Here is a 20,545-nt window from a genome sequence, read left to right as displayed (position 1 = left end):
GGAAAGTAGTGAACAAACATGAAGGTCAATCAAGCTGAGTTCGTAATCAGCGCGGTCGGACCTGGCCAATACCCACAGGATGCCTTGCCGGAAATTGCTCTGGCAGGGCGTTCTAATGTCGGGAAATCGTCGCTCATCAACCGGATGATCGGACGTAAAAATTTGGCCAGAACCAGCTCGCAGCCGGGCAAAACCCAAACATTGAATTATTACCGGATCAATCAGGACTTATATTTTGTCGATCTTCCCGGATACGGTTATGCGAAAGTATCGAAAACCGAGCGGGAGCGGTGGGGCAAATTTATCGAAAGCTATTTATTGGGCAGAGAGCAGCTAAAGCTGGTCATGCAGCTCATCGATTTGCGGCATCCGCCGACGAAGGACGATCAGGCCATGTATGAATGGCTGAGGCATCATGAGGTGCCTGTTTTCGTTGTCGCGACCAAAGCCGATAAAATTTCGAAAAGCCAGTGGCAGAAACACGCTAAGATCGTCAGAGAGACGTTAGGCATGGGCAAGGGCGAGCAGCCGCTGCTGTTTTCCTCCGAGCTTGGCCTGGGCAAAGACGAACTGTGGTCCGTTCTGGAACGGCATATCGGGTATGAAGGCTTATCCGAGCAAGCGGAGGAACGTTCCTGATTTTACGAAAAAAATTGATTTTTTATTGTAAATTAAGGAGAGAACTCGGAAAAAGCCGCAGGGATAGCGAGTTTTATTAGTGATAACCCGATGGCATTCCGGCTTTATTTCGATTTTTTCAGATTTTTGGCTAAATTCCATGAAAAGAACGCAGGAATATTAATCCCTCATGTAGTATAATATTAAACAAGGCAACACCAATGGCTTGAAAACAAAGAATCGAGGGATTTTTATGGCACAAAGGTTAGCGACTGAATATGTCAAAACCTGCCTCCAGTTAACAGAAGCCGAGATGTTCAAGTTTTTTCAAATGTTCGTGGATCATCAAGTGACTTTGCAAGTCAAAGTTCTGGAAAACGGCAACCAGGAGGTTGTGTTCCAGGATGGAGCGGGTCAGGAGATCGTCCTGTCGTTTGAGCGGAAATCGGGCCTATATGAATGTACGGGATCCTGTAGATTGAGCAATACTTTGCTGGCTAATTTAATGCGCAAAGCGGTATCCGAGTTCAAGGGAAGCGCGATTGTGAACCGGATTTATACCGGCTACACGATGGTTTATTATTATGAGCGCGGCACGGTCGTCAAAATTGTTGAACAAAAGGACCAATTGGCTACGGTTATTTACGAATTTAAAGATACGCTCGGCCGGTTGGAGCAGTTGTTCCACAAAAAAGAAGTAGAGCGGGAAATCGAGAACATCTACCACGAAATCAATCATTTCCTGGATCTGCGCAATACGGTGCAGGAGCAGGAAATCCGCAAGCAAATCGACGAACGCCTCGAGCAGCTGACACATCGTTTGTTTACGTTAGAGGCTTAATAAATTTCCATACATGAATAAACAAGCGTATAAAGGCCCTTTACAAAAGGGTCTTTTTTGTTGCTGCAGCCGGCAAATACCGCATCAAAACGCATAAAATAATTTGTCAAAAAAAAACTATTGCATTTCTGGACGATAGATGGTATTTTTATTTTCGTTGACAAACAATATAGGAACCAGGATTCACTCAGGACATTGAATGTTGCGAGAGATTATTCCCTCGGGAAGTGAATGACGTAGGTCCTAGCGGATGAAATTTTTTTCAAACATTTTATTCCTAGGAAGGGGGAACCGAAAGATGGAAATGGAATACTCAACTTTCGGAAGACACGTTGCTGTAGATACTTGGGGGGCAGATTTTGAACTACTGAACAATGCAGAATGGCTGCAGGCTCAGATGGTAGAAGCTGCCGAGGTATGCGGAGCAACCGTATTATCTGTACAATCCAAGCAATTTGAACCACAAGGAGCAACAGTGCTAGTCATGTTGTCCGAGAGTCATCTCTCCATTCATACGTATCCTGAGAGAGGTTTTGCCGCGCTGGACTGCTATACTTGCGGCGAGACAGTTGACCCTCAATTGGCAATCGACTTCATGGTGTCCGTTTTGAAACCGGAAACGGTGTATGCGAAGAAACTTGTTCGCGGCATTGGTGAACTGCAAGTGGAAACTCCAGTAATTATGCAAGCAGAGCTTGTAAAATAAGAAGACGATGCGCTAATAGCGGTAACCACGGAGAAATCCGTGGTTATTTGTTTTGTCCCGATCCCATACAATGTTACAGCCAGACATGTCCGCTTAACTTGGAGGGATCGAAGTGAAAAATAAAATGCTGCGCAAAACGGCGATGTTCGCAGTTGTACTTTTTTTGATCGGCTGGCCTTTGTATCAGACGATCGGCATGTTCAGCGACCGCAAGGAAGAACATGATGCTTCGCATTTGCTTTACCAAGTCTCGCTGTTCCAGATCGAGCTGCTGAACAGCTGCCTGGGCGAAGCGGGAAAAGCCAAAAACACCGGCGAGCTCGATGCATGCAGACAGACGCTGTATTCCGCAGGATATACGCATGAGCGGTTTGTGCTTGCCGCCGGCGGGAACGGGTACCTGACGACGCTGGACAGCGTCTCCCAGCTCATGCAGTATGTCCAGCGGCTGCAGATCGGCGGGGAGAGAAAGCTGAAGGCGGACGAAGTCCAGACGCTGCAGGCTGCGGCTGCGAAATTTCAGCAAATTTATGAGGTTTACGAGAAGCTGATGGCTTCGGGCGGGGGAGTCATTGCTTCGCAGAACGAGAAATTGATTTCGCTGGACAAAAGCCTTGCCGAGCTGGTCCGGAAAAAATTGCTTGAATAACGGCCTGGCCGGCATGATTGGTATATCTGGGCAGCAACACGTGCAAACTAACGAAGATAGGCGGAAAAAGCATTCATAAATTATTCAAAAAAAATGTCGGAATGCTTGTTTTGCTGTGCTATAATGATTCATAGAACTTTGGAGAAAGGCAGGTGGAACACATGCATATTATGGCAGTAGGCTTAAACTATCGCACTGCGCCCGTCGAAATCCGCGAGAAGTTTACTTTTGCGGCTTCGGAATTATCGCAGGCACTGACCGAACTGAAACATACGAAAAGCATACTGGAATGTGTCATTGTGGCTACCTGCAATCGTACGGAAATCTATGCTGTAGTGGATCGTCCGCAGGTTTGCAGCCATTATGTAACCAGCTTTATCGAACGTTGGTTCGAAGTGCCGAAAGATCAATTTCAAAAACATTTATATACGTACGAAAATGAAAAAGCGATCGAACACCTATTCCGAGTGACAAGCGGTCTCGACTCGATGGTTATTGGAGAAACGCAAATTCTCGGCCAAGTACGGGACGCCTTTTTATTGTCGCAAAACCTGAAAGCGACTGGGGCGTTTTTCAACACGCTGTTCAAGCAGGCGGTCACCCTTGCCAAGCGGGCTCATTCCGAGACGGGAATCAACGACAATCCGGTATCCGTAAGCTATGCCGCGGTAGAGCTGGGCAAACGGATTTTCGGTACATATGCTAACAAAACCGTGATGATTATAGGCGCCGGCAAAATGAGCGAGCTGACGGTCAAGCATTTGTATGCGAGCGGAGCGAACAAAGTTATCGTTGTGAACCGCACGTACGAGCGCGCTGTCGAACTGGCGGCCAAATTCAACGGCATCCCCTGCGCAGCCGATCAAATGCTCCGGCATTTGGCGGAAGTCGATATTATTATCAGCTCGACGGGGGCTCCCGGCTATGTGCTGACAAGAGACCACTTGCAGGCTGTTTTGCAAAAAAGAAAGTCGCGCCCGCTCTTTATGATGGATATTGCCGTGCCGCGGGATCTTGATCCGCAAATCAGCGAGCTGCAAAATGTGTTCCTGTATGACATCGACGATTTGGAAATGATCGTTGACAAGCATCTGCAGGAAAGAAAGAGGGAAGCGGCGAAGATTGAGACAATGATTGCTGCCGAAATGGACATTTTCGATCAATGGACCAAGACGCTTGGCGTAAGCCCGGTCATCAAGGCGCTTCAGGCGAAAGCGAACCAGGTGCACGAGGAAACGATGGAAAGCATGCTGAAAAAGCTTCCTGATCTGGATGAGCGGGAAGTGAAAGTAATACGCAAATTGACCAAAAGTATCGTAAACCAGATGCTGCGCGATCCGATCCTGCGCATCAAGGAAATGGCTGGAGAGCGGCACGGCGACGAGGCGCTTGACATGTTTACGAAGCTGTTTGCGCTTGAAGAGGTGCTGGAACAGCAAGAGCAGGCAGATGAGCAGGCACAGGAAGCAGAACGAAAAGCGATCGAAGCGGAGGCAAAACGCGCCCAGGAAGACAAACTGCTCGCTATCGGTCTGAAACACGCCGACGCTGTAGCGCAATCTTAAGTGATTCGGCGCTAACAATGCCCAGGAGAGGTGCCATGGTCACACGAAGCTTTTTGATGGACGCGATGATTTATATATATGCCCTGAGCCTGCTGTTTTACTTTTCGGATTTCGCTCACGCGAACCGGAACGCAAAACGGATGGGGACGGGGCTCCTTTTATTTGTATGGGTTTTGCAAACCGCGTATATGGCGTTCGGCTTGTACGGACGCGCGTTCGAGATGGGATTTTCCCGTTCCGACGTGCTCTATTTGTTTAGCTGGCTGCTTGTGACGATATCATTAATTATAAGCAGGTTTGTCAGGATTGAATTATTCGTTTTTTTTATCAATGTGTTCGGCTTTGCCATTCTCGCTCTTAATGTGTTCGGCAATCCTCAAATGATACCGATTTCGAGCCAGTGGGATGTGAACAGCGAGCTGCTGTTTATTCATATTTCGATGGCGGTCGGCAGCTATGCGGCTTTTACGGCCGCGGCGATCTTTTCCGGCATGTATTTGTTCCTCCACCGCAAGCTGAAGGAGAAGGAGTTCTCCGATACGGTCATGAGGCTGCCTTCTTTGGAAAAGATGGAGCAGTATACGTACAGGTCGGTCATTATCGGGGCGCCTTTGCTGCTGCTCGCTTTATGCTTGGGCATTGTCTGGATCGCGCTTCAAGGGAACGGCGGCCTGTTTTTCGATCCGAAGGTTGTCAATTCCGTTTTTGTATTGGCGGCTTACGCCTTTTACTTGTTCCAGCGCCATTCCATGCGTATCTCGGGCAATAAGCTGGCGGCGTGGAACATTGCGGCTTTCCTTATTGTCATGATCAATTTTGTAGTGTCGAACTTTTTTTCCGGCTTTCACAGCTGGATTTGGAGCTGATTCGAATTTGAAGCACCCGTACCCGGTGATGTTGAATGTGGAAGGCTGCCGATGCCTCGTCGTCGGCGGCGGTAAAGTGGCGGAGCGCAAAGTTCTTGCGCTGACGAAAGCCGGGGCGGACGTTACGGTAATCAGTCCGGATGTGACGGACGAACTTACCGGCATGGCGGCCCGCGGCGAGGTAGTTCTTCTCAGGAAGACTTTCGAGCCCGGCGACCTCGCCTCCGGCGTATCGGACGGTGCAACCCGCTACATGCTGGCCGTAGCCGCGACGGATCAAGCGGAGGTCAACAAGCGGATTCACCGGGAAGCGCAGCGTCTCGGTATGCCGGTCAATGTGGTGGATGAACCGCAGATCAGCAGCTTTATCGTGCCTTCCGTCGTCCGCAGAGGGAAGCTTGTAATCGCAGTGTCAACGGGAGGGGCCAGCCCTTCTGCGGCGCGCAAAATTGCGAAAGAACTCGAAGCGGCTTACGGCGACGAGTACGAGGTCTATCTGGATTTTCTCGGCGATGTGCGCTCGAAAATTCAAAGCCTGGTGGAGGATAAAGCGGCAAGGCAGCGGATGTTCAAGCAGATGCTGGAGTGGGACGCGCTCGGACGCATACGGTCCGGGACGTTTGGGATATGGAAGGACGAATTGTTTGCTGAGCTGGAAAGAAAGCCGAATATAGATACAATTATGGCTTTCAGTGGTCGGAATAGAGAGGCAGGGGACTAGTAGAGATGAGAACTATCGTAGTTGGCACCAGACAGAGCGCGCTTGCATTAACGCAAACCGGTCAGGCTGTGAAGCAATTGGAAAAACTGGCTGCCGGGTATGGAATCGAATGCCGGTTCGAGATCAAGAAGATTGTGACCAAAGGGGACCGCATCCTGGACGTGACGCTGTCCAAGGTCGGCGGCAAAGGCCTGTTCGTCAAGGAGATCGAACAGGCTCTGCTGGACGGCGAGATCGACATCGCCGTCCACAGCATGAAAGATATGCCCTTCGAGCTTCCCGAAGGGCTTGTCATAGGAGCGGTGCCCGAGCGCGAGGACGCGCGCGATGCGCTGATCACGCGAGGGCACCGGTCGCTCGACGAGCTGCCGCAGGGCGCGCTCGTCGGCACGAGCTCGCTGCGGCGCGCCAGCCAGCTGCAGCACCTCCGCCCGGACCTCCGCATCGAGTCGCTCCGGGGGAACATCGATTCGAGGCTGCGCAAGCTCGAAGAGGGCAACTTCGATGCGATACTGCTGGCGTCGGCCGGTTTGCACCGGATCGGCTTTCAGGATCGCATCACGGCGTATTTGCCGCCCGAAGCATGCCTCCCTGCCGTAGGGCAGGGAGCGCTGTGCATCGAATGCCGGGGCGGCGACGACTTCGTGCTGGACCTGCTCGGCAGGTTCCAGCATGAGCCTACCGCGCTCGCGGTGCGGGCGGAGCGGAGCTTCCTCGGCAGACTCAACGGAGGCTGCCAGGTGCCGCTCGGCGCTTACGCGAGCGTGAGCGTCAACAGCGGCGGCGGTGCCGCGCCGCTGTTGACGCTCACGGGCATGGTCGGCACACCCGACGGACAGACGCTGCTGAAGGAGACGGCCAGCGGCAGCGATCCGGAAGCGCTCGGCCTGCTCATCGCCGACAAGCTGATCGCGCAAGGTGCGGACCGCATCCTCGCTGCGGTAAGGGAGTGAGCGCGCGATGATCAAAGGAAAAGTATATCTTGTCGGAGCCGGTCCCGGCGACCCCAAGCTGATCACGGTACGCGGTCTGGAAGCGATCCAAAAGGCGGACGTGATCGTGTATGACCGCCTGGCAAGCCCCCGTTTGCTAAAACATCGAAAACCCGGAGCTGAGCTCATTTTTGTAGGCAAGCTGCCGGATAAGCATATGATGAAGCAGGAAGAGATCAACCGCTTGCTGGTCGATCTCGCGCTGCAAGGAAAAGTTGTTACGCGGCTCAAAGGCGGCGACCCGAGCGTCTTCGGACGCGTCGGCGAAGAAGCCGAACTGCTGGCCGACCATGAGGTTACGTACGAAATCATACCGGGAATCACTTCATCCATCGCGGTGCCGGCCTATGCCGGAATACCGGTGACTCACCGTGATTTTACGTCATCCGTGGCGATCGTCACCGGGCATGAGTACCCGAACAAAACGTACTCCAGCCTGGATTGGGAGCATTTGGCGAAGGCGATCGGCACGATGGTGTTTCTGATGGGCGTAGCCAATCTGGAGCAAATCTGCCGGGAGCTGATCCGCTGCGGCAAGCCGCCGCAAATGCCCGTCGCTCTCGTGCGCTGGGGGACGTGGACGGATCAGGCGACGATCACGGGGACGCTGGAGGACATCGCCGAGAAAGTGAAGCAGGCGAATTTCCAATCCCCGGCCGTCATTATCGTCGGCGAGGTTGTCAAACTGCGCGAGAAGCTGGCCTGGGTGGAGAAAAAGCCGCTGTTCGGCCGCAGAGTGCTGGTTACGCGGGCGCGCAGCCAGGCGAGCGAGCTTGTCGATCTGATCGACGAAATGGGCGGGGAGCCGGTGGAGTTCCCGGTCATCCGCATGCAGCCGACAAGCCGGCCGGAAGCGGTCGAGGCTTTGGACCGGGCGCTTGAGAGTTTGCCCCGATTCGATTGGATATTGTTCACGAGCGTTAACGGCGTGGAATATTTCTTCCGCAGACTGCGCGAGAAGCGCATCGATGTTCGCCTTATGGGCGGTGCCCGGATCGCGGCTGTCGGCCCGAAGACCGCTGAAGCTTTGGCTGAACGCGGTTTGATTGCCGACGTGCTGCCGTCCAGATTTCAGGGTGACGATCTGCTGGATGCCATCCAAACCGAGCTGAAGGCGGGCCAGCACGTGCTGCTCCCGACAGCCGATATCGCCAAGGAATACATTCCTGCGAGACTGGCGGAGCTTGGCCTTCACGTTACCGAAGTGGACGTGTACGAGAATGTGCTCGATACCGAGGGCGGTGAGGAAGTGATCGAGCTGCTGCGCAATCAGGCCATTCATATCATTACTTTTACAAGTTCGTCGACAGTGACCAATTTGCTCGAAGCTTTGCGCCGGCTCGGGGCCGAAGATCCCGTCAGCCTGCTGCAGAGCGCCGAAATTGCCTGCATCGGTCCGAAAACGGCGGAAACCGTCCGCCAAGCGGGCCTGCCGATCGCTTATATGGCCGAAGAAGCGACGGTTGCTTCTTTGGCGCAAAGCTTATCGGCGCGCAAGCCGCACTAATGCATATCCTTATTCAAAGAGTCAAGGAGGCCGTAACTATATGAGTTTTCCGATTGTACGCAACCGCCGTTTGCGCGGGTCGGCAGCGATCCGCAACCTGGTCCGTGAGAATCAGGTAACGATTCATGATTTGGTTCAGCCGATTTTTGTCACCCATGGAACGGGCATCAGGGATGAGATCGCTTCTATGCCCGGAGTGTTTCATTTTTCGCTCGACCGGATGGAAGCCGAAATTGATGAGATCGTGCAGCTAGGCATTCAAGCGATTTTGCTGTTCGGCTTGCCTGAGCACAAGGACGCCGAAGGCACCTCGGCCTACGAGGAGAACGGTATCGTTCAGCAGGCGGCCCGCCGCATCAAGGAGCTGCATCCGAACCTTTTGATCATTGCCGACACTTGCCTGTGCCAATTTACGGATACCGGGCACTGCGGCGTTGTCCATCATCATCCGATTACGGGACAAGCCGACGTAGCGAACGATGCGTCCCTGGAACTGCTGGTCAAAACAGCCGTATCCCAGGCCCGGGCAGGCGCCGACATTATCGCGCCCTCCAATATGATGGACGGCTATGTGCAGGCGATCCGCTCAGGGCTCGACGAAGCCGGCTACGAGCATGTGCCGATCATGGCGTATTCCGTCAAGTACGCGTCGGCGTATTACGGCCCGTTCCGCGACGCCGCGCATTCGGCTCCGCAGTTCGGCGACCGCAAAACGTATCAAATGGACCCGGCGAATGCGCGGGAGGCGCTGCGCGAAGCGGAAACCGACGTGATCGAAGGCGCCGACTTCCTGATGGTCAAGCCTGCGCTCGCTTATATGGACGTGATCCGCATGCTCAAGGATAATTTCGATCTGCCTGTCGTCGCTTACAACGTCAGCGCGGAATATTCCATGATCAAAGCGGCTGCGCTGCAGGGCTGGATCGATGAAAAGTCCATCGTTATGGAAACGATGACGGGCTTCAAGCGCGCCGGCGCGGACATTATTCTTACTTACTTCGCCAAAGATATCGCACGCTGGCTGCGTGGCTGATGATTCGCTTCGAATAGCGATTCACGACCGGCAGTCCGGCGGATGAACTCGGCAGAAGGCATACGTATGTGCAATGACGGATTTTATGCGGGCGAACGCATAAAATCCGTCATTATTCATTGGGCAAGCCCAAAGGCAGTTCCGCCCGCCGGACTCCTGAAACTGCTGTGCACCGGAGGGTCTTTTGTCATACTTTTGTCGGAAACCGAAAGCTCCCATCGGTTGTTACAGGCGTATAATTAGGGCATAATGGATGAGAAAAGCACGGAATATTATGGTTTGGAAAAAGAGGAAGGTGCCTCGTGAGTTATAACGATAATTTTATTAAGGCTTGCCGGAAAGAACCGGTAGATACGCTGCCCGTATGGTATATGCGCCAGGCAGGCCGCTACGATCCGGATTACCGCAAAATTAAAGAAAAGTACTCGCTGCTTGAAATTTGCAGCCAGCCCGAGCTTGCCGCAGAGGTTACCATGATGCCGATCAGGAAGCTTGGTGTGGATGCGGCCATTTTGTACTCGGATATCATGAATCCGGTTGCTTCGCTCGGGGTTGACTTCGATATTGTAAAAAACATCGGTCCCGTCATTCATACGCCGGTCCGCACGGCGCAGGATGTAGAAAACCTGCGTCCGATAGACGTTGAAAAGGATTTATCTCACATCATTGAAACGATTCGGATTTTGCACCGGGAGCTGGAGGTTCCGCTGATTTCGTTCGCCGGTGCGCCGTTTACGATCGCGAGCTATTTAATCGAAGGCAAGCCTTCGAAAAGCTATATCCGCACGAAAACGCTGATGTACAGCGAGCCCAAAGTTTGGTACGCCTTGATGGATAAGCTGGGGGATATGGTGATCACGTATCTCAGAGCGCATATCGCCGCCGGCGCCAAAGCGGTGCAAGTGTTCGACAGTTGGGTGGGCGCGCTTTCGCCTTCCGATTTTCAAATGTACGTGCTGCCGACGATGAAGCGGATTTTCAAGGAGCTTGCGGATTTGACCGAGCCGAAAATTTATTTCCCGGGCGTCAGTTCCGGCGAATTGCTGCCTTATTTGAAAGATTTGCAGGCGGATGTCATCGGCCTAGACTGGCGGATTCCGATCCCGGAAGGCCGCAAAAGACTCGGAGACCGGTTTGCCGTTCAAGGCAACCTCGATCCTTACGTGCTGACAGCGCCTATGAGCGTCATCGAGCGGCAGGCGAAAGCCATCATTGACGAAGGCATCGGCAGGCCCGGCTACATTTTTAACCTGGGGCACGGCCTGTTTCCGGAAGCCTCGTTGGAGAAGCTCAAACATTTAACCTCGTTTATCCACGAATATTCGCATGCCGCATTATCCCAGCAAACAGAGAAGAGTGGTGTCTAACATGACAAAACGCCGTATCGGTGTATTGGTAATGTCTTACGGAACTCCGGAAAGTCTGGATCAGGTCGAAGCGTATTATACGCATATTCGGCGCGGCCATCCGCCTACGCCGGAGCAGCTGCATGAATTGACGTCGCGTTATGAAGCGATTGTCGGCGGTTTTTTTCCGCTGCGCGAAAATACGAACAAACAGGTTCAAGGGCTGGAAGATACGCTGAACCGCGAGCATGGAGATATGGAGTTCGTCTGCTATCAAGGTCTGAAGCATGCTCAGCCATACGTGGAGGACGGCGTGGAGCAGATGGTCAAGGACGGCATCGAAGAAGCGGTCGGCGTCGTGCTGGCGCCCCATTACTCGGTCATGAGCGTGGGCGGATATGTGAAGCGGGCGCAGGATAAAGCCGCAGAGCTTGGCTTGCGCATTGATTTCGTACTGAGCTATCATCTGCATCCGAAGCTGATTCAAGCATTGACGGAGCGCGTGGAGTCCGCGCTGGCGAAGTTCGACGCCGCGAGCCGGGACGATGTCCGCGTCATTTTTACAGCGCACAGCCTGCCTGAAAAAATTGTCGAAATGAAAGATCCGTATCCCGATCAACTGCTGGCAACCTCCAAGGCGATTGCCGAGCGGGTGGGCGTGACGAATTGGCAGTTCGGCTGGCAAAGCGCCGGGCAGACCGCGATGCCATGGCTCGGGCCGGACATTTTGGACGTGCTGCAAACGATTCGCAAGGAAGAAAACGTGAAGCATGTGCTGCTGTGCCCGATCGGCTTTGTATCCGACCATCTCGAAGTGCTTTACGATATCGATATCGAGGCGCAGGCTTTGGCCAAGGAGCTGGGCATCCATCTGGAACGTACGGAGTCGCTGAACACGGACCCGCTCTACATGGAGACATTAAGCGACGTCGTTTACGATAAAGTGAAGGAAAGCACGAGCAAATAAATTTTTTCGTATGTGCGCGAAAGGGGAGATTTCCATGAGTGCAGAACGACCGCACATCATCATTATCGGCGGAGGCATAACCGGTCTCAGCGCCGCTTACTATGTCAAAAAGAGATTATCTGCCGAGGGCGTAAGCGCGCGTCTGACGGTCGTGGAGAAATCATCCTCTTTTGGGGGCAAAATTCATACGATTCAGCGCGACGGCTTTGTTATCGAAAAAGGCCCGGATTCCGTCCTCGCGCGCAAGCGGCCGACGATCGATCTGGCCCGCGAGCTCGGCCTGGAAGGGGAACTGACGGGGCTCAATCCGCAAGCCAAGAAAACGTATATCGTACGCAGGGGCAAAATGCACCGCATGCCGCCGGGTCTCGTGCTGGGCATCCCGACGGAAATAGCGCCTTTTATGAAAACAGGGCTGATCTCGCCGCTCGGCAAAGCCCGGGCTGCGCTGGACGTAGTGCTGCCTGTGCGCGAGGAGACGACGGACGAATCGCTCGGGCATTTTCTGGAGCGCCGGCTCGGTAAAGAGGTGCTGGAAAACGTCGTGGAGCCGCTGCTTGCCGGCATTTACGCGGGTGATACGTTCAAGCTGAGCTTGAAGTCCACCTTTCCGCAATTTCAAGCTATGGAACAAAAGCACAAAAGCTTGATCAAAGGAATGATGGCAAGCCGGAAAAACAATGCGGGGGAAAACGCCCATGTGCCCGAGCCACTCAAGGCATCTGCTTTTGTCACTTTCAAAAAAGGGCTGCAGACGCTGGTTGAGGGGCTGCTCGAAAGCTTGTCCGACTGCGACCTGCGGACGGACACCGGCGTCGTATCGGTAAGGAAGACGGAGCTTGGCCTTACGGAAGTCGTGTTTGAGGACGGGCATACGGAAACGGCGGACGGAGTCATCATCGGTACGCCTGCGTATCAGACGGCCCGGCTGCTGGCTCATTTGCAGCTTGCGGAGCATTTGAAGCAGATCGAATATATTTCGGTCGCCAATGTCATTATGGCTTTTGACCGGAAAGACATTCCGTTCGAGCTGGACGCCTCCGGCTTCCTGGTGCCGCGCACAGAAGGGCGCACGATTACGGCGAGCACGTGGACATCGTCCAAATGGCTGCATACGGCGCCGGACGGCAAAGTGCTGCTGCGCTGTTACATCGGCCGCTCGGGCGAGCAGGAATGGCTGAACTGGAGCGACGAGCAGCTCGTGCAAAAAGCCCGCCACGATCTCGGCGAGCTTCTGGGTCTGCATGCAGAGCCGTTGTTTTATGAGATTACACGGATGCCTCAATCGATGCCGCAATATCCGGTTGGCCATTTGGAGAAAATAGATCGGTTTCGCAAGGAGCTGGCTGCGGAAATGCCGGGGGTGTTTGCAGCCGGTGCGGGATTTCACGGGGTCGGTATTCCCGACTGCATCCGCCAGGGGCAAGAAGCCGCTGTACAGCTGGCTGACTACATGGCGCAAAAGCTTCCCGACCCTGCATATGCCCGTTAGGCGCCGGACTAGCGAAGCTTGGACAAATCCAGCCTGAAATCGACGGGCGAGATCGTAAGAATCTGCTTTTCCTCCAGATCGCGGATCACCTGCATGAGCGTATTTTTTTGGACCCCTGCGATCTGGGATATTTCGTCATAATTCAGAACAAGCTTGATGATGATGGAGTTCTCGCTGCGTATGCCGTGTTTGTTCGCCATTGTGATCAGGCTTTTGATGACGCGGGTTCTGGCGTCGAGGAATGTCAGGTCGTAGACGTGCTGGTTCGTATCGCGCAGCCGGCTGCTCAGTTCCCGCATAATGCCGAGCGCTATGTCAAAATGATTGCGCAGCAGGCCGAGGAAATTTTGCGCAGTCAGCGTGACGAGCGCGCATTCTTCCAACGTTTGCGCGGAAGCCGAGCGCGGCTTGCCGTCGATCAGCGACAGTTCGCCGAAGCTTTCTCCCGATTTGCAGATCGACAATATTTTCTCCTCGCCGCTATTGCCGGTCGTATAAATTTTGACGGACCCGCTGATCACCATGTAGAACACCGAGCCCGGGTCTTTTTCGGAAAAAAGCACCGTATTCGGCCGATATGATTTTTTGCTGCAAATTTCGGCTACGGCACCCAGTTGGGCATCGGTCAATTGCGAAAATAAAGGTACCCGTTTGACGAATTCTAGCATCATGTACCGCCTTTAGTCATAAATTGGATTCCGTTTTATTTTACCATATATGGTCTTCGTGGAGGTATGAAGAAAATGAAAAATTCGAGCAGAATCGATACGCGTTCGGCTGCCGCATTCAGCGAAGCGAAGAAAGTGATTCCCGGCGGTGTGAACAGTCCTGTGCGCGCTTTTAAATCGGTAGGCTTGACCCCTTTGTTTATGGAAAAGGGAGCCGGCTCCAGGGTCACCGATATCGACGGAAACAGCTACATCGACTACGTCGGTTCATGGGGACCGCTCATCGTCGGCCACGCCCACCCGGGAGTGGTGGAAGCGATCAAAGAGGCGGCTGAAAAGGGAACGAGCTTCGGCGCACCGACCGAACTTGAAACGGAAATGGCCAACCTCGTTATCGAACGGGTGCCTTCAATCGAGATGGTACGCATGGTGAGTTCGGGGACCGAAGCGACGATGAGTGCCCTCCGGCTGGCACGCGGCTTTACGAAGCGCAACAAGATCGTGAAATTCGAAGGCGGCTATCATGGGCATGCCGATGCTCTTTTGATCAAGGCGGGTTCCGGGGTCGCTACATTGGGCTTGCCCGACAGCCCGGGGGTTCCCGAGAACGTAGCGGTCAATACGATTACGGTGCCTTATAACGACCTGGAGTCGATTAAACTTGTTTTCGGGAAGTTTGGCGAAGATATCGCGGCAGTGATTGTAGAGCCGGTCGCCGGCAATATGGGCGTCGTTCCGCCTGCGGAAGGCTTTTTGCAAGGACTGAGAAGCATTACGCAGCAGTACGGCAGCTTGCTGATCTTCGACGAGGTGATGACCGGCTTCCGGGTGCACAAACATTGCGCTCAAGGGCTGTACGGAATTACGCCCGACCTGACGTGTCTTGGCAAGGTGATCGGCGGCGGATTGCCGGTAGGGGCTTATGGCGGAAGGCTCGATATTATGGAGCACATCGCGCCTGCCGGACCGATCTATCAGGCCGGAACGCTCTCCGGCAACCCGCTCGCTATGGCGGCCGGTTACACGACTTTAAAGCTGCTCGGCCAACCGGGCGTGTACGAGGAATTGGAGCGGAAATCGGCAATGCTGGAAGCCGGATTTAAGAAAAACGCCGCCGAGGTCGGCATCCCATGCACGATCAACCGCGTCGGCTCGATGCTGTGCCCGTTTTTTACCGAGCAGACCGTTGTCGATTACGAAACGGCGAAAACGTCGGATTTGGCCAAGTTCAACGCCTATTTCGGCCATTTGCTTGATCTGGGCGTTTCCGTGGCGCCTTCCCAGTTCGAAGGGATGTTCATTTCCACCGTTCACTCAGATAGCGATATAGCGGAAACGATCGAAGCTCACCGCGAGGCGCTTAAGCGCCTGTAAAAGATGGGCGGGGCACTTCACGCTGCGATGATGCAAATAAGCCCATTTGTAACCTGGAAATGGAAAAGCAGCGAAGGTGTGTTTATAGCCTGAGGAATGGAATGCTGCGAAAAGTATGATCGGTTACATTTACAGTTTGGAAAAAACTGCAAAAGTGCAGGCTTTTTCGATGGAAACGGCCCGTTTGAGGAAAAAGCCTGCAAATGTGCAGGAATTATCGGCCAAACCGGGACCAAGCCTCCGACCCGGCAGAAAAAACTGCACTTTTGCAGGAATGATTCAAGACAAGCGCATCGTGAGGGCAAAAAGATGTATTTTTGCAGGTTTTTTGCGCGTTTGCGCTAATGGTGTCCGAGGTGCAGGAGGGGCGCTGAATCCTCTGAAGCCGTTTACGGCGGCGGAAGAGGGGGAGCAGCAAAAAAAGGTTGACCCATTCGGGTCAACCTTTTTTTAGTTCGCCTTCGGAGAAGCCGCAGGCGCTTGCGTAGGGCTTGCATCGGTTTTCGCTGTTCCCCCTCCGTCAGGGGCAGGGCTCGCGGTTGCAGCAGGCGCTACGCTCGGTTTCGGCGTCGCCGACGGAGCAGGATTCACGCTGCCTGCTGCGGCGCCGGTTCCCGCAGGCTCGCTCGTGCTGCCGCCGCTCGCGCTCGGCGACACAGAAGGCGAAGCCCCGGGCTTCGCCGAAGCACCTGCTTTCGGCGATCCGCTCGCCGTTCCGCCGGGCCCCTCCGAAGCGCCCGGCTTGGCCTGGCCGGTTTCGTCCGTTTCGGCTTTCGCCGATGGCTTCGGCGTCGCTGCCGGCTTCGGCGTTGCCGTCGCCTTGGGCTGGCTCGCTTTTTTCTGAGCCTGCTCTTTCAGGAAATCAGGGTGATCGTAAGCGCCGCCCGGATCAATCGTAGTCAAGCCTTCCCAAACATTATCGACCTTAACGGACTCGGGATGATCGAAGACAAGGAAAGCGGACGGCAAACGGCGTTCGCCGTATCGGCTCGATGGCTTGGTAATCAGATCGTTGTCGTAAACCATTTCCGACGAAGCCCCGCCGTCCAGGAAGCCTGCGTTAATGACGCCGTCTTCAAGGAACAGGTCCTGGACTTCTTTGAGCGTTGCGCCTACGCTGTGCGCTTGGCGGCCGTCGATCACGATGAAGATGACGGTTCCGTCCGCTTTTTGCCCGACGGCTGTTCTGGGCGCTCTGCCCCAGCCGCCGTCCCCGCTTGTAATCAGCCCTTTGCCGTTGGCGATAACACGGGGATAAAACGAAACGGCCTCGGTTACATTAAGCTTCAGCAGCTCGTTGATGCTGTATTTACCGATAATGAGCGTTCCTTCCTTGGTAAAACCTACGATTTGCTGAGGAATGGAGCCTTCCTGGTCGGTGTACAAAATGTTGCCGCCGGACATAATGGCGCCGATCGGGGCAAATCCGTTGCCAAGCCCGTCGGGATCGTTAAATCCTCCGCCGTTCACGCCGGCTACGGCTCCCGTCCGCTGCACCATCGACGTAATCCGCTCGCCTTCACCCTGCTTGGAAGGGACGACTACGCGGATCGTTCTCGGATCGTATACATACATTTTTTTGCCTTTCCAGAATTGGCCGGAAATATCTTCAACCTTGACGAGACTTTCCATAGGACGGTTTTTGTTATACTTCACGGCTTGCAGATCTTGTTTTTCGATAGAGTTGATTTCCGTCAAATCCTGCATTTCTTTGACCAATTGATCGCGGCGCTCGGCGCCGACAAAGATCCAGGCCCAGTCACGGTGCTGCGTCGTGATGACCGTTTTGGCCAAATAAACACGGATGGTTTCGCCAAGAGGCGTTAAAAACAAAAAGCTCGAACAAAGAAACGTACATGCCGCTATAAGCAGAAGCAAGCGTTTCAGCCAGCTCCAGCTGCGAAAATGCTGTAAAATTGCAGTATTCAAAATAATTCCTCTCCTGCTCCATTTTTCTTCAAATTCTAAGATGTCGAAAAAAACAGTACTAGATTTCATTCTATCATATTTACGCATGCAATTGTTAATGGTAATTGTTAAAATAAAGTGGACTTGATTCAAGCATGAAGAAGGAGCTGCCCGATTGTGAAGCGATACTATTTTTTTGATTTTCCAATAGATGTGATGGCCGTTGTTTTTGTCTTTTTGCTGCTGCTGGCCGTATTGCTTATTTTCTTTCATAGAGGCAACCGGTCATGATCGGATGGAAGCGGAAAGGCGAGTGGATGGAGCTTCCTCTCCCCGGCGACGATTGGAGCCCTCTAGCTCCGCTAGCCGCTGAAAGGCTGGGGGCTCTGCTGCCTGTCCCCCGCAAGCTGTATTTGCGGCTGGCTGCTCAAGGGGGCGTGCGCGTGCAGGCGGGAAAGCTGCTGCTGCGGGTTTTTCCCGAGGATGCTCCCGGTTTTGAAGCGGAGTACGGCGAGGTGGAGGTTTTGTACGAGGATGATTTTTGTCTCGTCGTCAACAAGCCCGCCGGGATGTCCGTTCATCCTTCGGAGCGGGGACAGCAGGGGACGCTGGCTTCGGCCGTAGCCTATTATTATGCGTCTACGGGGCAGGCGTGCGCTGTCCGCCATATACACAGACTTGACCGGGACACGACCGGCGCCGTTCTGTACGCCAAGAACGAATGGGCGCACGTGCTGCTCGACGAGGCTATGCGCGACAAGCGGATCGACCGGAGATATGCGGCGATTGCCGAAGGGCGGTTTCGCGCCAAAGGAGGAGCGATCCGCGAGCCGATCGGCAAGGACCGCCATCATTCCGGCAAAAGACGCGTAACGCCGGGGGGCGATGCGGCCGTCACGCATTTTGAAGTCGCGGAGCAGTTGAAACGGGCGGCACACGTGCAGCTGCGGCTGGAAACGGGACGTACGCATCAAATCAGAGTCCATCTCAGCCATATCGGACATCCTCTTGCGGGGGACGTTTTGTACGGAGGGTCTTCTGCGCTGCTGGGGCGCCAGGCTTTGCATGGAGAGCGGCTGCTTTTTCAGCATCCGGTCACGCTGGAACGGGTCGAAGTGCAGGCGCCGTGGCCTGAAGATATGCTGCTTTTGCTAGAGAAGCTTCGAGTTTCGTAAAAATATAGTCATGCCATCTCTTTTTCACCCATATACTTTAGAGACAAATCTTAAGGTATTGGTTGAACATTCCAGTCGTTTGCCTTGCGGCGGGAATTGAAGGAAGGGAGGATTTTGCCAGTGGCTGAACAGCAACCGGGTTTAAGATTCGATATCTACGAGCGCGTCCACTTGCAGGAAGAATTGGCGGGTATTCAAGAGCTGAACGATGTTGAACTGGTGCCGCATATCCAGGTCTTAACGCAGAACGAGCAGGCGATCCTGAAAGGGAATCTGCTGCTCACCGGAAATTATGAAAGCGACGATGGAGCGTCACGACTGCTCGAACATTTGATTCCCGTCGAAATTACGCTGCCCCTCAATCGAATTCATCGGGTGGAAGACATTTTGGTGGAGATTGAAAATTTCGACATCGATCTTCTCTCGGCCAGGAGCTTGAATGTGACGGGAGTTCTGTCTCTGCAAGGCGTAGAGATGGTGTCATCGCCGCCTGACAGCTGGCGGGGGGAAGAGGAAATCACCTTTGTCCATGAAGCCGAGGAGGAGCGTGTGGAAAAGATAAAGCCGGCGCCTCCCGCACCGGTTCAGAAAGCTCCGACGGAGGTGAAGCAAGAGGCGAATGAGCAGGCGGTTCCTGAAGTTCCGGAGTCCAAACCGTTTCCGCCGGCTTACGAGGAACCGCTGCAAAACGAGGCCCCGGCCGCGGAAGCCCCGAAGGTGGAAGCCGAGTCGAAGGAAGTTCCCCAGCAGGAGGCGGCTTCGGTTATTCCGGAGGAGAAAAAGGAGAAAGAGCCTAAGCTCGCTTTCGGCAAAAAGGCGAATGAAGCGATGGAAGTGCAGCCTAGCGGCATAAAATCGCTTATTTCCAAAGCCGGGGCGCTTTTTCACCCGGAAAAACGGAAAGAGGAAGCCGAGGCAAAGGCCGCCGAGGAAGCGAAGGGCGAGGTTATAGAATGGAAGCGCCTGTTCCTGCGGACGGACTCGGGGGTGCAAGAATTCCGCAAATTAAGAATGTGCATCGTGCAAAAGGAAGAAACGCTGGAGTCGATTGCCAAACGCTATCAGTTGAATCCGCGGGAGCTGCAGCTTCTTAACCGGCTTGGCGATCAGGAGCTTGTCGCGGGGCAGGTTCTCTATCTTCCCAAATAACGGGTACATAAGCAAAAGTCTTTGGCTGCGCGAAGAAGCGGCCGAAGGCTTTTTTACTGCATAAGAATGTTTAATGTTCTTTACAGCGCTAAAGCGCGTAGAACAGCATTCTTATTGGCGAATAAACCAACCTCTGAACGCGGTCGCTCATCTTCGAAAAGACCTCGATAGAGGTTTATCTCAATCCCAAAAATGGGTCTAAGCATAAAATATGGAAAAACGGTTATAATGAAAATTACAAATCGACACAATCTGCACGGCAGTATATTGACTCTGATGAAAATGTTCGCTATCATATGGTGTAAATCATTTTGAGCAATACTTGGAAACGTTGATGGGGAGTAGTAGCCGGTATGTCCTTCAGAGAGTGGAACTGCAGCGCTGAAAGGTTCCATAGGTCGCAGCCGATCGAAGTCGCCCTGGAGTTGCAAACGTGATAGAACAATGCGCGCAAGTTGCCATCGGTTCCGCAGCGTTTGCCGGCCGCAGCCGTTATCTGTTTGAGAGCCATGCCTTTCCCTGGCGGGACAGGGCGTGGAATAAAGGTGGTACCACGGAAGCAAGCCTTTCGTCCTTTGCGGCGGGAGGCTTTATTTGTGTTTCTTTACCTCCCAAACCCTCCTACAAGGAGGGCCCCAGCGTATGCTTTCGAAGCCAGTTTTGCTCCGCAAAACTCTGAGGTTTCGCCCCCTGGACAACGAGCGATTGCAGCAGGGAGCGGGGATAGGCGCTTTTGGCGATGAGCAGGTAGAGGGAGCGCTTTCGTCTTTCATACGAGTTTCGGTGAAACTCTCGTCTTCGGACACGCTTGGACGTTATTGAGGGGGAAATGGAAGTATTCCTTACGGAAAACGGATCGCCCGTTCTCTACGAGAACGAAGCCAACAAGAGCGGATCGCCCGTTCCCTGACGGGAACGAGGCCAAGGGGAACGAGACCGCAAAAATTAGCGAACAAACTTCAATGCAA

General features: G+C 53.7%; 18 protein-coding genes and 1 other annotated feature. Of the genes, 16 read left to right on the top strand and 2 right to left on the bottom strand.

Features of this window, described 5'->3' with window-relative positions; all coding sequences use genetic code 11:
• The first annotated feature begins 18 nt into the window (after positions 1 to 18).
• From yihA to hemG, 13 genes are all read left to right on the top strand, one after another.
• Positions 19 to 639, top strand: coding sequence for a ribosome biogenesis GTP-binding protein YihA/YsxC (yihA, locus tag AC6RNO_RS17885; RefSeq protein WP_474680458.1), 621 nt, complete (start codon positions 19 to 21; stop codon positions 637 to 639).
• A 232-nt stretch (positions 640 to 871) separates the two neighbouring features.
• Positions 872 to 1,459: a non-ribosomal peptide synthetase module gene (locus tag AC6RNO_RS17880; protein WP_474680457.1), complete on the top strand. Its 588-nt coding sequence runs from the start codon at positions 872 to 874 to the stop codon at positions 1,457 to 1,459.
• 304 nt (positions 1,460 to 1,763) lie between these two features.
• The gene (speD, locus tag AC6RNO_RS17875; protein ID WP_474680701.1) at positions 1,764 to 2,165 is read left to right on the top strand and encodes an adenosylmethionine decarboxylase; all 402 of its coding nucleotides are present in this window, start codon (positions 1,764 to 1,766) and stop codon (positions 2,163 to 2,165) included.
• Positions 2,166 to 2,277: 112 nt separating this feature from the next.
• Positions 2,278 to 2,814 carry a hypothetical protein gene (locus AC6RNO_RS17870; RefSeq protein WP_497106247.1) on the top strand — a complete coding sequence of 179 codons (537 nt, stop codon included), beginning with the start codon at positions 2,278 to 2,280 and terminating at the stop codon, positions 2,812 to 2,814.
• Positions 2,815 to 2,975: 161 nt separating this feature from the next.
• Positions 2,976 to 4,379 (top strand): glutamyl-tRNA reductase, encoded by a 1,404-nt coding sequence (hemA, locus tag AC6RNO_RS17865; protein ID WP_474680455.1) that lies wholly within the window; start codon positions 2,976 to 2,978, stop codon positions 4,377 to 4,379.
• Positions 4,380 to 4,414: 35 nt separating this feature from the next.
• A complete protein-coding gene (locus AC6RNO_RS17860) occupies positions 4,415 to 5,245 on the top strand; it encodes a cytochrome C assembly family protein (protein WP_474680454.1) in 831 nt (276 codons plus the stop codon).
• Between the two features lie 7 nt (positions 5,246 to 5,252).
• A complete protein-coding gene (locus AC6RNO_RS17855; RefSeq protein ID WP_497106246.1) occupies positions 5,253 to 5,966 on the top strand; it encodes an NAD(P)-dependent oxidoreductase in 714 nt (237 codons plus the stop codon).
• Positions 5,967 to 5,971: 5 nt separating this feature from the next.
• Complete coding sequence (hemC, locus tag AC6RNO_RS17850) at positions 5,972 to 6,919, top strand: hydroxymethylbilane synthase (RefSeq protein ID WP_474680452.1); 948 nt, start codon at positions 5,972 to 5,974, stop codon at positions 6,917 to 6,919.
• A gap of 7 nt (positions 6,920 to 6,926) precedes the next feature.
• Entirely contained in the window at positions 6,927 to 8,465 is a 1,539-nt protein-coding gene (cobA, locus tag AC6RNO_RS17845) for a uroporphyrinogen-III C-methyltransferase (protein WP_497106245.1), read from the top strand.
• A gap of 40 nt (positions 8,466 to 8,505) precedes the next feature.
• A complete protein-coding gene (gene hemB, locus AC6RNO_RS17840) occupies positions 8,506 to 9,498 on the top strand; it encodes a porphobilinogen synthase (protein ID WP_474680450.1) in 993 nt (330 codons plus the stop codon).
• 302 nt (positions 9,499 to 9,800) lie between these two features.
• Complete coding sequence (gene hemE / locus AC6RNO_RS17835; protein ID WP_474680449.1) at positions 9,801 to 10,865, top strand: uroporphyrinogen decarboxylase; 1,065 nt, start codon at positions 9,801 to 9,803, stop codon at positions 10,863 to 10,865.
• A gap of 1 nt (position 10,866) precedes the next feature.
• Entirely contained in the window at positions 10,867 to 11,811 is a 945-nt protein-coding gene (gene hemH, locus AC6RNO_RS17830) for a ferrochelatase (RefSeq protein ID WP_474680448.1), read from the top strand.
• A gap of 34 nt (positions 11,812 to 11,845) precedes the next feature.
• Positions 11,846 to 13,303 carry a protoporphyrinogen oxidase gene (hemG, locus tag AC6RNO_RS17825; protein WP_497106244.1) on the top strand — a complete coding sequence of 486 codons (1,458 nt, stop codon included), beginning with the start codon at positions 11,846 to 11,848 and terminating at the stop codon, positions 13,301 to 13,303.
• A gap of 8 nt (positions 13,304 to 13,311) precedes the next feature.
• Here hemG and AC6RNO_RS17820 read toward each other — a convergent pair whose 3' ends face one another.
• Positions 13,312 to 13,974 carry a cyclic nucleotide-binding domain-containing protein gene (locus AC6RNO_RS17820; RefSeq protein WP_497106243.1) on the bottom strand — a complete coding sequence of 221 codons (663 nt, stop codon included), beginning with the start codon at positions 13,972 to 13,974 and terminating at the stop codon, positions 13,312 to 13,314.
• Between the two features lie 72 nt (positions 13,975 to 14,046).
• Between AC6RNO_RS17820 and hemL the strand changes: the two genes are divergently transcribed.
• On the top strand, positions 14,047 to 15,345 hold the full coding sequence (hemL, locus tag AC6RNO_RS17815; RefSeq protein WP_497106242.1) for a glutamate-1-semialdehyde 2,1-aminomutase: 1,299 nt from the start codon (positions 14,047 to 14,049) through the stop codon (positions 15,343 to 15,345).
• Positions 15,346 to 15,795: 450 nt separating this feature from the next.
• Here the strand turns inward: hemL and AC6RNO_RS17810 are convergent, their stop codons facing one another.
• Complete coding sequence (locus tag AC6RNO_RS17810) at positions 15,796 to 17,274, bottom strand: phosphodiester glycosidase family protein (RefSeq protein WP_497106241.1); 1,479 nt, start codon at positions 17,272 to 17,274, stop codon at positions 15,796 to 15,798.
• A gap of 266 nt (positions 17,275 to 17,540) precedes the next feature.
• On the opposite strand from AC6RNO_RS17810, the gene AC6RNO_RS17805 reads away from it, so the two are divergent.
• On the top strand, positions 17,541 to 18,428 hold the full coding sequence (locus AC6RNO_RS17805; protein ID WP_497106240.1) for an RluA family pseudouridine synthase: 888 nt from the start codon (positions 17,541 to 17,543) through the stop codon (positions 18,426 to 18,428).
• A gap of 120 nt (positions 18,429 to 18,548) precedes the next feature.
• On the top strand, positions 18,549 to 19,577 hold the full coding sequence (locus AC6RNO_RS17800; protein WP_474680442.1) for a LysM peptidoglycan-binding domain-containing protein: 1,029 nt from the start codon (positions 18,549 to 18,551) through the stop codon (positions 19,575 to 19,577).
• A 322-nt stretch (positions 19,578 to 19,899) separates the two neighbouring features.
• Positions 19,900 to 20,156 (top strand) — a binding site (T-box leader).
• The last annotated feature ends 389 nt before the right edge of the window (positions 20,157 to 20,545 follow it).

The sequence above is a fragment of the Paenibacillus sp. sgz302190 genome (assembly GCF_059820445.1).
Note: the sequence above shows the minus strand (reverse complement) of the source record. Positions and strands in the feature narration are given on the sequence as shown.

Bases quoted from the DNA above. Each gene is read 5' to 3' on its own strand.
- hemG (WP_497106244.1), top strand. From the start codon at position 11,846: ATGAGTGCAGAACGACCGCACATCATCATTATCGGCGGAGGCATAACC.
- hemB (WP_474680450.1), top strand. From the start codon at position 8,506: ATGAGTTTTCCGATTGTACGCAACCGCCGTTTGCGCGGGTCGGCAGCG.
- yihA (WP_474680458.1), top strand. From the start codon at position 19: ATGAAGGTCAATCAAGCTGAGTTCGTAATCAGCGCGGTCGGACCTGGC.
- speD (WP_474680701.1), top strand. From the start codon at position 1,764: ATGGAATACTCAACTTTCGGAAGACACGTTGCTGTAGATACTTGGGGG.
- hemC (WP_474680452.1), top strand. From the start codon at position 5,972: ATGAGAACTATCGTAGTTGGCACCAGACAGAGCGCGCTTGCATTAACG.
- hemH (WP_474680448.1), top strand. From the start codon at position 10,867: ATGACAAAACGCCGTATCGGTGTATTGGTAATGTCTTACGGAACTCCG.
- AC6RNO_RS17805 (WP_497106240.1), top strand. From the start codon at position 17,541: ATGATCGGATGGAAGCGGAAAGGCGAGTGGATGGAGCTTCCTCTCCCC.
- hemA (WP_474680455.1), top strand. From the start codon at position 2,976: ATGCATATTATGGCAGTAGGCTTAAACTATCGCACTGCGCCCGTCGAA.
- AC6RNO_RS17880 (WP_474680457.1), top strand. From the start codon at position 872: ATGGCACAAAGGTTAGCGACTGAATATGTCAAAACCTGCCTCCAGTTA.
- cobA (WP_497106245.1), top strand. From the start codon at position 6,927: ATGATCAAAGGAAAAGTATATCTTGTCGGAGCCGGTCCCGGCGACCCC.
- AC6RNO_RS17820 (WP_497106243.1), bottom strand. From the start codon at position 13,974: ATGATGCTAGAATTCGTCAAACGGGTACCTTTATTTTCGCAATTGACC.
- hemL (WP_497106242.1), top strand. From the start codon at position 14,047: ATGAAAAATTCGAGCAGAATCGATACGCGTTCGGCTGCCGCATTCAGC.
- AC6RNO_RS17860 (WP_474680454.1), top strand. From the start codon at position 4,415: ATGGTCACACGAAGCTTTTTGATGGACGCGATGATTTATATATATGCC.